Origin of the sequence: Mesorhizobium kowhaii, assembly GCF_042431665.1 — a bacterium.
In the GTDB taxonomy this organism is placed as follows: Bacteria; Pseudomonadota; Alphaproteobacteria; order Rhizobiales; family Rhizobiaceae; genus Mesorhizobium; species Mesorhizobium kowhaii.
In genome coordinates this window covers 231,829-244,129 of record NZ_JBHLYT010000013.1, presented here as the reverse complement: position 1 = coordinate 244,129, position 12,301 = coordinate 231,829, and the positions used below count along the sequence as shown (strand labels likewise).

Below are 12,301 nucleotides of genomic sequence, written 5' to 3'. Positions count from 1 at the left end.
GCTTCAGCTCCCCCTGTAGGTCGAGTAGCCATAGGGCGAGACCAGCAGCGGCACATGATAGTGCACCGGTTCAGCCATGCCGAAGCGGATCGGTATCAAGTCGAGAAAGGCCGGTTTCGGCAGGCTCAACCCCTGCTGGCGCAAATAGTCGCCCGCGGCAAAGAGCAGTTCGTATTCGCCGGTGCGGAATTCCGCGCCGGCAAGCAGCGGCGCATCACAACGGCCGTCGGCATTGGTGACAACGGTCTTCAGATGTATCCGCGCGTCGCGCTCGAGGTGATAGAGCGCGATCGACAGCCCCGCCGCCGGCTTGCCGGTCGCCGTGTCGAGGACATGGGTCGTCAGACGCCCGCCATCGCCTATCGACGTTTCTGCCACTGGCCGCCTCCCATTTCCAATGTGAACGAACTGGCCCGGTACAGTCGAACATTACTGATGAATTGTGCGCCAATTAAAGGCGATGCATAAGTCCCGGTCGAGCGGAGTGCGACAAAAACACTTTCAAAAATTTTCGGGGGAATGCGCAAGCAGCCCTTTCGGTATCCTGATCATACTTCGGGCAATGCCCCGCGGGAGGAACGATGCGTTATATCAGAGACATGCGCGGCTATGGAGCCAATCCGCCGGATCCGAAATGGCCGGGCGGTGCGCATGTCGCCGTTCAGTTCGTCGTCAACTATGAAGAGGGCGGCGAGAACTGCGTGCTGCACGGCGACAAGGCATCGGAAGCCTTCCTCTCGGAAATCGTCGGCGCCGCACCCTGGGTGGGCCAGCGCCACTGGAACATGGAATCGATCTACGAATACGGCGCCCGCGCCGGCTTCTGGCGGCTGCTCAGGCTGTTCACCGAGGCCGAGGTGCCGGTGACCTGCTATGGCGTCGCCTCAGCACTTGCGCGCTCGCCCGACCAGGTCACGGCGATGCAGGAAGCCGGCTGGGAAATCGCCTCGCACGGGCTGAGATGGATCGACTATCGCGACCACAGCGCCGAGGACGAGCGCCGCGACCTCGAAGCGGCGATCCGCCTGCATTATGAGGTGACGGGCGCACGCCCGACCGGCTGGTACACGGGCCGCACATCGATCAACACCGTGCGATTGGCGGCGCAAGAAGGCGGCTTCGCCTATGTGTCGGACACCTATGACGACGAACTGCCCTACTGGTTCGAGCATGAGGGCGGCACGCAGCTCATCATCCCCTACACGCTTGATGCCAACGACATGCGCTTCGCCACGCCGCAAGGGTTCAATTCGGGCGACCAGTTCTTTGCCTATCTGAAGGACAGTTTCGACACGCTCTATGCCGAGGGCGAGGCCGGCCGGCCGCGCATGATGAACATCGGCCTGCATTGCCGCCTCGTCGGGCGGCCAGGCCGGGTGGCGGCGCTGAAGCGCTTCGTCGACTATGTGAAGTCGCACGACAAGGTCTGGCTGGCACGGCGCATCGACATCGCCCGCCACTGGCAAGAGAACCATCCCTATCGGCCGGCGGCATTGCGCCCCTCGAAGATGGAATTCGAGACGTTCGTCCACACCTTCGGCGGCGTGTTCGAGCATTCGCCCTGGATCGCCGAACGCGCCTACGAGCTGGAGCTGGGTCCGGCGCATGACACGTCGGGCGGCCTGCACAACGCGCTCTGCCGTGTCTTCCGTTCCGCCAGCGAGACCGAGCGGCTCGGCGTGCTCAACGCCCATCCCGACCTTGCCGGCAAACTGGCCAAGGCCAAACGGCTGACGGCGGAATCGACCCGGGAACAGGCCTCGGCCGGCCTCGACGCTCTGACCGACAAGGAACGCGAACTGTTTTCCAAGCTCAATGCCGCCTACGTCACCACCTTCGGCTTTCCTTTCATCATCGCGGTGAAAGGCAAGACCAGGCAAGAGATCCTGGCGGAATTCGAGGCGCGCATCGGCAACAGCCGCGGCGTTGAATTCGAGACCGCCTGCAAACAGGTCGAGCGCATCGCGCTGCTCCGCCTCAAGGACATGCTTCCGCAATAGGTTTGAACCCATGGATACAATCAGGATGCCCGACCGAACCTACTACGTGCCGCATGGCGGCCACCCCGGCCAGAGCGAGCTTCTGACCGGCCGCGCCGTCTTCACCGAGGCCTATGCCGTCATCCCCAGGGGGGTGATGCAGGACATCGTCACCAGCGCCCTGCCATTCTGGGACAAGACCCGCGTCTGGATATTGTCGCGACCGCTGTCCGGCTTTGCCGAGACGTTTTCGCAATACATTGTCGAGGTTGCGCCTGGTGGCGGCAGCGAGCGGCCGGAACCCGATGCCGGCGCCGAGGGCGCCCTGTTCGTGGTCGAAGGCGAGTTGACCGTTCTGCTCGCCGGCAAGAAGCATGTGTTGCGGCCGGGCGGCTTCGCCTTCCTGCCGCCGGCCAGCGGCTGGACGGTTCGCAACGAGAGCAAGGCCGATGTCCGCTTCCACTGGATCCGCAAGGCTTACGAGGCGGTCGACGGTCTCGACGCGCCGGAAGCCTTCTTCACCAATGAACAGGAAATCGCGCCAACGCCGATGCCCGGCACCGAGGGCCGCTGGGCGACGACACGTTTCGTCGATCCGGCCGATTTGCGCCACGACATGCACATGACCATCGTCACACTGGAACCCGGCGCGGTCATTCCGTTCGCCGAGACCCATGTCATGGAGCACGGGCTCTATGTGCTGGAAGGCAAGGCGGTCTACCGCCTCAACCAGGACTGGGTCGAGGTCGAGGCCGGCGACTATATGTGGCTGCGCGCCTTCTGCCCGCAGGCCTGCTATGCCGGCGGCCCGGGCAAATTCCGCTATCTGCTCTACAAGGACGTCAACCGCCATGCCAAGCTCGGCGGCGCCGGCATTGCAAGGCGGACGCCGTGACCCGCATCATCGCGCGGCCGCTGACCCGCGAAAACTTTGCCGCCTTCGGCGACGTCATCGACATGCGCGGCGACAACCACTACCCGATCAATGGCGGCAAGGCCGAGCGCTACCACGATCTCGCCACGGCGCAAGCGACAGGGCCGAACGCCCGCGTGCTGATCTCGATGGTGCGCGGCACGCCTTACGAATTGCCGCTGAAGCTGACCATGGTCGAGCGCCATCCCTTCGGCAGCCAGGCCTTCATCCCGCTGTCGCCGCGGCCGTTCCTGGTCGTCGTCTGTCATGACGGAGATGAGGGGCCAAGCGAACCGCAAGCCTTCATCACCGCGCCCGGACAAGGCATCAACTATTCGCGCAACCTGTGGCATGGCGTGCTGACGCCGCTCGGTGAGGCGCAGGATTTCCTGATTGTCGACCGTGGCGGCGACGGCTCCAACCTCGAAGAATTCCATTTCTCGCACGCCTACGAGATCCATCTCCCCGACGAGAGCCTGTAATGACCGACATTTCGCTGATCGACCGCCTGCTCGACGTCATCGAGCACGACATCGTGCCGAAGACGGCAGCAGGCGTTGCTCTCGGCAACAAGCTGTTCGGCGCGGCGATCCTGCGCAAGGACGACCGTTCGCTGGTGCTGGCCGAAACCAACAACGAGATGGAAAACCCGCTCTGGCATGGCGAGGTGCACTGCCTGAAGCGCTTCTACGAAATGCCGAAGGCTGAGCGCGTCGATACCAAAGACGCCATCTTCATCGCCACGCACGAACCCTGCTCGCTCTGCCTGTCGGCGATCACCTGGACCGGCTTCGACAATTTCTACTATCTATTCAGCCATGAGGATTCGCGCGACAGCTTCGCCATCCCGCATGATCTGAAGATTCTGAAGGAGGTCTTCACCCTCGATCCCGGCGGCTACAATGCCGAGAACGCCTATTGGAAGAGCTTTTCGATCCGCCGATTGGTGCGCTCGCTGCCGGAGGCCGAACGCCAGCGCCTGGAGACGCGCATCGGCAATATCTCGGCACGCTATGACGAATTGTCCGGCGCCTACCAGGCGAGCAAGGGCGACAACGACATTCCGCTGAATTGACGCGGATTGACCAGCCGAATTCGTCGGCTGGCCCACGACGCGATCCCATCGGCTCCATCATCTGGCGATCCTGGAGTCCCGCATGAAAACCGTCACCGAATTTCCCCGCAAGGTCGTCGAATTTCCCGACATGGGCATCGTCATGCCCGATGGCTGCCGGCTGTCGGCGCGGGTGTGGATGCCGGAAGATGCCGGCGACGACCCGGTGCCGGCGATCCTCGAGCACCTGCCGTACCGCAAACGGGACGGCACCATCTTTCGCGATCAGCTGACGCATCCCTATTTCGCAGGCCACGGCTATGCGTCGATCCGCGTCGACATGCGCGGCAATGGCGATTCCGAAGGGCTGATGGACGACGAATATTCCGAGCAGGAATTGCAGGATGCCTGCGACGTCATCGCCTGGGCGGCATCGCAGCCCTGGTGCAACGGCAATGTCGGCATGATGGGCATTTCCTGGGGCGGCTTCAATTGCCTGCAGGTGGCGGCCAAGCAGCCGCCGGCGCTGAAGGCTGTCATCAGCCTGTGTTCGACCGTCGACCGCTATGCCGACGACATCCACTACAAGGGCGGCTGCCTGTTGATCGAGAACTTCGGCTGGGCCTCGACCATGCTGTCCTATTCGTCACGGCCGCCGGACCCGTTGCTGGCCGGCGACAACCGATGGCGCGATCTGTGGCTGACCCGGCTGGAGAACCAACCCTTCTTGGCACCGCTGTGGCTGAAGCACCAGCATCGCGACGCCTATTGGAAACGCGGCTCGATCTGCGAGGATTATTCCGCCATCCAGGCCGCGGTGCTGTCGATCGGCGGCTGGCATGACGGCTACCGCAACACGATCTCGCACCTCGTCACCAACATCCCGTCTACGGTGAAGGGCATCGTCGGGCCGTGGATCCACAAATACCCGCACTACGCCGCCCCCAAGCCCGCCATCGGCTTTCTTCAGGAAGCGTTGCGCTGGTGGGACCGCTGGCTGAAGGGCATCGACACCGGTGTCGAGGCCGATCCGGCCTACCGCGCCTATGTCATGGACAGTGTCCGCCCGGCGCGCTGGCATCCCGAACGGCCCGGCCGCTGGGTGGCGGAGCAGGAATGGCCGTCGTCCACCGTCAAGACGCAATCGATCGATCTTATCCCCGACGGCAGCAAGCCCTCTATCGTCGCCTCGCCGCAGAGCTGCGGCCTCGCCGGCGGCGAGTATTTTCCGTTCACCTTCGGCCCCGAATTGCCCGGCGACCAGCGCCCCGACGACGCTTTGTCGGTGTGTTTCGACCAGCCGGAACTCGGTGAGGCGATCGACATCGTCGGCGCGCCCGAAGTCGAGGTGCGGCTGTCGTCCGACCGCCCGCAGGCAAACATCGCGATCCGGCTGTGCGATGTGCATCCTGACGGCGCCTCGGAACTGATCTCCTATGGCGTGCTCAATCTGACACATCGCAATTCGCACGAATTCCCCGAAGCGCTGGTGCCGGGCGAAACCGTGTCGGCGCGCGTGGTGCTCGATCAATGCGCCTATCGCGTGCCGGCGAGCCACCATCTGCGCATTGCCGTGTCGAATGCCTATTGGCCGATGATCTGGCCATCGCCGGAACCGGTGCGGCTGGCCTTGTCGGCGGCGACGCTGGCCTTGCCGCTGCGCCCCTTGGCGAGGGGCAACGAAGTGACGTTCGCCGAGCCGGAAGGCGCCACTCCCTGGGCGACCGAGACGATCCGTGCCGCCAATTCCGGGCGTCATGTCGATCGCGATGAGAAGACCGGAATTGTGACGCTTTCCATAACGGATGATTTCGGCGAAGTGCGCGATCTTGCCCACGGCCTGGCCCATGGCAGCATTGCCCGCGAGACCTGGACGATCCATCCCGACGATCCCCTGTCAGCCTCGGGAAAGACGCACTGGACGCAGACCCTGTCGCGAAATGGATGGTCGGTGCGCACCGAAACATTAGCCGAAATGCGATCGGACGCGCAAAACTTCATCGTCAGCGCCAGAATCGAGGCCTATGAGGGCGAAACTCTCGTTTTCGAGCGTAATTTCGAGGAAAGGGTGCCGCGCGCGCTCCTTTGAGCACGGATTTCGTTGGTCCAAATGCGACGTACGATTTACGCCACGGCATGTCGCATTCGGTCTTGCTTACCGCTTTCCCTTGCGGTCATTATTCTCCTCACAAGAAACAAGAAAAACGACCGCAGAGTCGAACCAACAGAGTGAGGAACTCAACATGTCAAACGAACTGGAATTCCTTAGCCGGCGAGTCGCTTCCGGCAAACTGAGCCGCCGCGATTTTCTCGGTCGGGCGGCAGCGCTTGGCGTCACCGCGACCTTCGCCAACTCGCTGCTTTCAGGCGCGGCGCGCGCGGCAGGTCCGGTCAAGGGCGGCACGCTGAAGGCCGGCCTGGTCGGCGGCGAATCCACCAATAGCCTCGATCCGGCGCTGATGATGACGCAGGTGCCGTTCGCCTTCGGCAAGTGCTGGGGCGAAATGATCGTCGAGCTCTCCCCCGACGGCAAGCTCGAGAACCGCATCGCCGAGGAGATCGGCGCGTCGGACGACGCCAAGACCTGGACGCTGAAAATCCGTGACGGCGTCGAATTCCACAATGGCAAGACCGTGACCGCCGAAGACGTCGCCGCCACGCTCGAGCGCCATTCGGACGAGAAGTCCAAGTCCGGCGCGCTCGGCTACATGAAGGGCATCGAGACCATCAAGGCGAGCGGCAAGGAAGTCGTGCTGACGCTGAAGGAGGCCAACGCCGACCTACCCTACCTGCTCAGCGACTATCACCTGATCGTCCAGCCGAATGGCGGCAAGGACAAGCCGGATGCCGGCATCTCGGCCGGCCCGTACGTGGTCAAGACCAACGAGCCCGGCGTGCGCCATGGCGGCGAGCGCTTCGCCAACTACTGGCAGGGCGACAAGATGGGTCATGCCGACCAGATCGAAGTCATCGTCATCAACGATGCGACTGCCCGCACGGCGGCCCTGCAGGGCGGCCAGGTCAACATGATCAACCGCGTCGAGCCGAAGATCGTCGACCTGATCAAGCGCCTGCCGGGCGTCACCATCCGCAACCACGCGGGCCCTGGCCACTACGTCTTCATCATGCATTGCAACACGGCACCGTTCGACAACAGCGACCTGCGCATGGCACTAAAGCTGGCGATCGACCGCGAGGAAATGCTGGACAAGATCCTGCGCGGCTATGGCTCGCTCGGCAACGACTTCCCGATCAATTCGTCCTATCCGCTGTTCACCGAGATCGAGCAGCGCAAGTACGACCCCGACAAGGCCAAGTTCCACTTCAAGAAGTCGGGCCATGATGGCTCCGTCCTGCTGCGCACCTCGGATGTCGCCTTCCCCGGCGCCGTCGATGCAGCACAGCTCTACCAGCAGAGCGCGGCCAAGGCCGGCATCACGCTGGAGATCAAGCGCGAGCCGGGCGATGGCTACTGGAACGAAGTCTGGAACAAGCAGCCCTTCTGCGCCTCCTACTGGGGCGGCCGCTCGACGCAGGACCAGATGTATTCGACAGCCTATCTGTCGACGGCGGACTGGAACGACACGCGCTTCATCCGTCCGGACTTCGACAAGATGGTGCTGGCGGCGCGCGCCGAACTCGATGAGGCCAAGCGCAAGCAGATGTACCACGACATGGCCGTCATGGTGCGCGACGACGGTGGCCTGATCCTGCCGATGTTCAACCAGTTCATCGACGCGACCGGCGCCAAGGTCGATGGCTGGGTCGATGATCCGCATCAGGAATTGATGAACGGCTACGCCCTGGCGAAGTGCTGGCTGCAGGCCTGAGCCGGCTTGCGGATATGTCTTCACCCATCCTGAAACTAATTGCCCAGCGCATTGCGCTGGGCATCGTCCTGTTGCTGGCCGTTTCGGTCCTGATCTTCGCCGGCACCCAGATCCTGCCCGGCGACGTCGCACAAGCCATTCTCGGACAATCGGCAACACCGGAATCGCTCGCCAACCTGCGCGAGCAGCTGGGCCTCAACGACCCCGCCTATATCAGGTACTTCCACTGGCTCGGCGGCGTCCTGACCGGCGATCTCGGCACAGCCATGTCGAGCGGCCAGGATATCGCGACGTCGATCAAGGGCCGGCTGTGGAACACGCTGTTCCTCGCCTTCTGGGCGGCGATCGTCGCCGTGCCGCTGGCGATCATCCTCGGCCTGATCGCCGTGCGCTACCGCAATGGCTGGGTCGACAAGCTGATCTCCGGACTGGCGCTGGCCTCGACCTCGTTTCCCGAATTCTTCATCGGCTATGTGCTCGTCTATTTCTTCGCCGTGAAGTGGCAGATCTTCCCCGGCATTTCGACCGTCTATGACGGCATGCCGTTCGGCGAGCGCATGCAGGCGATCGCCTTGCCGGCGACGGCGCTGACCTTGGTGGTGCTGGCCCACATGATGCGCATGACGCGCGCGGCGATCCTCAACGTCATGCAGTCGGCCTATGTCGAGACGGCGGAACTGAAAGGCCTGTCGGCCTTCAACGTCATCCGCAGGCATGCCTTCCCCAACGCGATCGCGCCGATCATCAACGTCGTCATGCTCAATCTCGCCTATCTCATCGTCGGCGTCGTCGTGGTCGAGGTGATCTTCGTCTACCCGGGCATGGGGCAGTATCTCGTCGACCACGTCACCAAGCGCGACGTGCCGGTGGTGCAGGCGGTCGGCCTGATCTTCGCCGCCGTCTACATCAGCCTCAACATCATTGCGGACGTAGCGGCGATCGTTGCAAATCCGCGTCTCAGACATCCAAAGTAGGGGGCGGATATGCTCGATATCAAACGCATCCCCATCCCCGCGCTGATCGGCATCGTGCTGACGGCACTGTTCGTGTTGGCGGCGCTCTTCGCACCCTGGATCGCGCCGCACGGCAATGGCGAAATCGTCGGCGACGTCTGGGAACCGATGTCGGCAACGCACTGGCTGGGCACCGACAATCTCGGCCGCGATCTCCTGTCGCGCATGATCTACGGTGCCCGCATCACTCTGTTCATCGCGGTGCTCGCCACCGCGCTGTCGTTCTCGCTCGGCGCCATCCTCGGCTTCTCGGCGGCGGTGTTCGGCGGCTGGTTCGACACGCTTTTGTCGCGCCTCGTCGACCTCCTGATGTCGATCCCGACGCTGATCATGGCTCTCGTCGTGCTCTCCGTGCTGCCGACCAACCTGGTAACGCTGATCCTGGTGATGGGTGTTCTGGACTCGACCCGAGTTTATCGTCTGTCACGGGCTGTCGCCGTCGACATCAACGTCATGGACTATGTCGAAGCGGCGAAGCTGCGCGGCGAAGGCAGCGCCTGGATCATTTTCCGCGAGATCCTGCCCAACGCACTGTCGCCGCTGGTTTCGGAGCTCGGCCTGCGCTTCATCTATGCCGTGCTGTTCCTGTCGACGCTGTCGTTCCTCGGCCTTGGCGTCCAGCCGCCGGATGCTGACTGGGGCGGCATGGTCAAGGAAAACAAGGACGGCATCGTCTTCGGCATAGCCGCCGCGCTCATCCCGGCGGCGGCAATCGCCATGCTGGCGATTTCCGTCAACCTGGTCGCCGACTGGGTGCTCAACCGGACGACAAGCCTGAAGGGAGGACGCGGGTGATGGCTGACAGCAAAGCGAAACCTGGCCTGCTGCTCGACATCCGCAATCTGCGCATCGAGGCCACTGTCTTCCCGCCTGGCGAGCCGCCGAAGAACATCGTGCTGGTGCACGATGTCTCGCTGACGCTGGAGAAAGGCAAGGTGCTTGGCCTGATCGGCGAATCCGGCGCCGGCAAGTCGACCATCGGCCTGTCATCAATGGGCTATGGCCGCGGTGGTGTGCGCATCACCGGCGGCGAGGTGATCCTCAACGGTCGCGACATCCTCAAGGGCGGCAAGGACGGTTTCCGCAAGCTGCGCGGCCGAGAGGTCTGCTATGTCGCACAATCGGCGGCAGCCGCCTTCAACCCGGCGCACAGGCTTATGGACCAGGTGGTGGAAGCCACCCTGCTGCACGGGACGGCGACGCGTGCCGAGGCCGAGAAGCGCGCCGTTGCGCTGTTCAAGAAGCTCAGCCTGCCGAACCCCGAAACCATCGGCGAACGCTTTCCGCACCAGGTCTCGGGCGGCCAGCTGCAGCGCGTGATGACGGCGATGGCGCTTTGCTCCGAGCCGGACCTGATCGTCTTCGACGAACCGACCACGGCGCTCGACGTGACTACGCAGATCGACGTGCTGGCGGCGATCAAGGACGCCATTCGCGACACTCATGTGGCGGCGCTCTACATCACCCACGACCTTGCCGTTGTCGCCCAGGTCTCGGACGAGATCATGGTGCTGCGCCATGGCCGGCTGGTTGAATGGGGCGGCACCCGGCAGATCATCAAAGAGCCGCGCCAGGAATACACCAACGCGCTGGTGTCGGTGCATGAGATCGAGCACGCCGAGCAGAAGCCCGGCTCAACGCCGTTCCTGTCGGTGAAGAACGTCACCGCCGCCTATGGCCGCAGCCACATCAAGGTGCTGAAGAACGTCTCGGTCGACATCTATCCGGGCCAGACGCTGGCCGTGGTCGGCGAATCCGGCTCCGGCAAGTCGACGCTGGCGCGCGCCATCACCGGCCTCTTGCCGCCCGAGGAAGGAACCGTCACCTTCGACGGGCGCCCACTGGCAAACCGGCTGGCCGATCGGCCGAAGGAAGACCTTCGCCAGCTGCAGATGATCTACCAGATGGCCGACGTGGCGATGAATCCACGCCAGACCGTCGGCACCATCATCGGCCGGCCACTCGAATTCTATTTCGGCATACGCGGCCGCGAGCGCGACAAACGCGTCGCCGAACTGCTCGACAAGATCGAGATGGGCAAGGGCTTTTCCGACCGCTACCCGGCCGAGCTTTCCGGCGGCCAGAAGCAGCGCGTCTGCATCGCCCGCTCGCTCGCCGCCAAGCCGAAGCTGATCATCTGCGATGAGGTGACCTCGGCGCTCGATCCACTCGTGGCGCACGGCATCCTGAAGCTGCTGCTCGAGCTACAGAAGGAGGAGAACGTCGCCTATCTGTTCATCACCCATGACCTCGCCACGGTGAAGTCGATCGCCGATTCGATCGCGGTGATGTATCGCGGCGAAGTGGTGCGCTATGGCCCGAAGAGCAAGGTGCTGGCGCCGCCCTTCGACGCCTATACCGACCTTCTCCTGTCATCGGTCCCAGAGATGGAGATCGGCTGGCTGGAAAAGGCGATCAAGGGACGGCGCATGGCCAGCGCGGGGAATTAGAGCAATTCCAAGTGTGAAACGGTAATGCGCTAGGCGAATGCTGGCTGAACGCCTGACGAACCTGGCTGTCAGGCCCGGGAACTTATCCCTACCCCTGTGACAAGACTGCAAGGAGCCGCCCATGGCGCTCAAGACCAAATTTTTGCTGATCATCCTTGACGGCGTGCCCTACAGGAACTGGCGCCGGCTGATGGGCAATCTCGAAGGCTGGGTGCAATCGGGCGAGGCGAGCGTCTGGAAGATGCGCTCCGTGCTGCCGTCGACCTCGGCCTGCTGCTATGCCTCGATCCACACCGGGGTTTCGCCACAGGTGCACGGCATCCTGTCCAATAAGAACCGGTTCCGCGTCGAACAACCCGACATCTTCTCCGAAGTCAGCAAGGCCGGTGGCAAGACGGGTGCGGTGACCCATTCCTATTGGTCGGAATTCTTCCGCGCCCATCCGTTCGACCTGGTCGAGGACATGGAATTCGACGAGCCGGGCGGACCGATCACGCATGGCCGGTTCCACACCATGACCGGCTACAATCTTCGCAACCAGATGACGCCGAGCGACGTCGACCTGTTCGCGACGCTGACCATGCTGACCAGGCGCCACGGCATCGACTACGGCATCCTGCACACCTGCACGCTGGACTCGATGGGCCACCGCTTCGGCCATGACTGCCACGAGATGGACCATGCGGTCTATGCGATGGACGGCATGCTGGCCGCCTTCCTGCCGCGCTGGATCGAGGCCGGCTACGAGGTCATGGTCACCGCCGACCACGGCCAGACCGATCGCGGCCATCATGGCGGCCATGACGACGAGATGCAGGATTTCGCGCTGTATTATTTCGGCGCCGGCAAAGGCCCGCAGGCCGAGACGTTGCTCGACCAGCTGCAACTGGCGCCGACCATCTTGAGCCGCCTCGGCGTGCCCGTGCCGGCGACGATGAAGGCGAAGCCGTTTTTGAGTTGAGCGGGCGCCTTCCCTTCACGCTTGTGAGGAGGGTGGATTGTCGCGAGGCACCAGCGTCGCCCGCCCTACGCTATGGCTTCGGGCGTTCGTCACTTCAATCG

The 12,301-nt window shown here is 63.4% G+C and carries 11 protein-coding genes; 10 read left to right on the top strand and 1 reads right to left on the bottom strand.

Translation table 11 applies throughout. The annotated features are described in order from the left end of the window. Positions 1-3: 3 nt before the first annotated feature. Positions 4-378, bottom strand: a complete 375-nt coding sequence (uraH, locus tag ACFFNA_RS13290) for a hydroxyisourate hydrolase (RefSeq protein WP_378918804.1) — start codon at positions 376-378, stop codon at positions 4-6. 203 nt (positions 379-581) lie between these two features. On the opposite strand from uraH, the gene puuE reads away from it, so the two are divergent. The 10 genes from puuE (at position 582) to ACFFNA_RS13240 (ending at position 12,200) form a co-directional block, all read left to right on the top strand. Beyond that, on the top strand, positions 582-2,000 hold the full coding sequence (gene puuE, locus ACFFNA_RS13285) for an allantoinase PuuE (protein ID WP_378918802.1): 1,419 nt from the start codon (positions 582-584) through the stop codon (positions 1,998-2,000). A gap of 10 nt (positions 2,001-2,010) precedes the next feature. Further along, entirely contained in the window at positions 2,011-2,874 is an 864-nt protein-coding gene (locus ACFFNA_RS13280; RefSeq protein WP_378918800.1) for a bifunctional allantoicase/(S)-ureidoglycine aminohydrolase, read from the top strand. Beyond that, on the top strand, positions 2,871-3,374 hold the full coding sequence (locus ACFFNA_RS13275; RefSeq protein WP_378918798.1) for an ureidoglycolate lyase: 504 nt from the start codon (positions 2,871-2,873) through the stop codon (positions 3,372-3,374). Before ACFFNA_RS13280 ends, ACFFNA_RS13275 begins: the two co-directional genes overlap by 4 nt. After that, positions 3,374-3,967 (top strand): nucleoside deaminase, encoded by a 594-nt coding sequence (locus ACFFNA_RS13270; protein WP_378918796.1) that lies wholly within the window; start codon positions 3,374-3,376, stop codon positions 3,965-3,967. The genes ACFFNA_RS13275 and ACFFNA_RS13270 overlap by 1 nt, the downstream gene beginning before the upstream one ends. Positions 3,968-4,049: 82 nt before the next feature. Next, positions 4,050-6,035 (top strand): CocE/NonD family hydrolase, encoded by a 1,986-nt coding sequence (locus tag ACFFNA_RS13265; RefSeq protein ID WP_378918794.1) that lies wholly within the window; start codon positions 4,050-4,052, stop codon positions 6,033-6,035. Between the two features lie 154 nt (positions 6,036-6,189). Then, the gene (locus ACFFNA_RS13260; protein WP_378918792.1) at positions 6,190-7,776 is read left to right on the top strand and encodes an ABC transporter substrate-binding protein; all 1,587 of its coding nucleotides are present in this window, start codon (positions 6,190-6,192) and stop codon (positions 7,774-7,776) included. A gap of 14 nt (positions 7,777-7,790) precedes the next feature. Then, on the top strand, positions 7,791-8,750 hold the full coding sequence (locus ACFFNA_RS13255; RefSeq protein ID WP_378918790.1) for an ABC transporter permease: 960 nt from the start codon (positions 7,791-7,793) through the stop codon (positions 8,748-8,750). 9 nt (positions 8,751-8,759) lie between these two features. Next, positions 8,760-9,584, top strand: a complete 825-nt coding sequence (locus ACFFNA_RS13250) for an ABC transporter permease (RefSeq protein WP_184873154.1) — start codon at positions 8,760-8,762, stop codon at positions 9,582-9,584. Then, positions 9,584-11,239, top strand: coding sequence for an ABC transporter ATP-binding protein (locus ACFFNA_RS13245; RefSeq protein WP_378918787.1), 1,656 nt, complete (start codon positions 9,584-9,586; stop codon positions 11,237-11,239). Before ACFFNA_RS13250 ends, ACFFNA_RS13245 begins: the two co-directional genes overlap by 1 nt. A gap of 121 nt (positions 11,240-11,360) precedes the next feature. After that, positions 11,361-12,200 carry an alkaline phosphatase family protein gene (locus ACFFNA_RS13240; RefSeq protein ID WP_378918785.1) on the top strand — a complete coding sequence of 280 codons (840 nt, stop codon included), beginning with the start codon at positions 11,361-11,363 and terminating at the stop codon, positions 12,198-12,200. Positions 12,201-12,301: the final 101 nt, after the last annotated feature.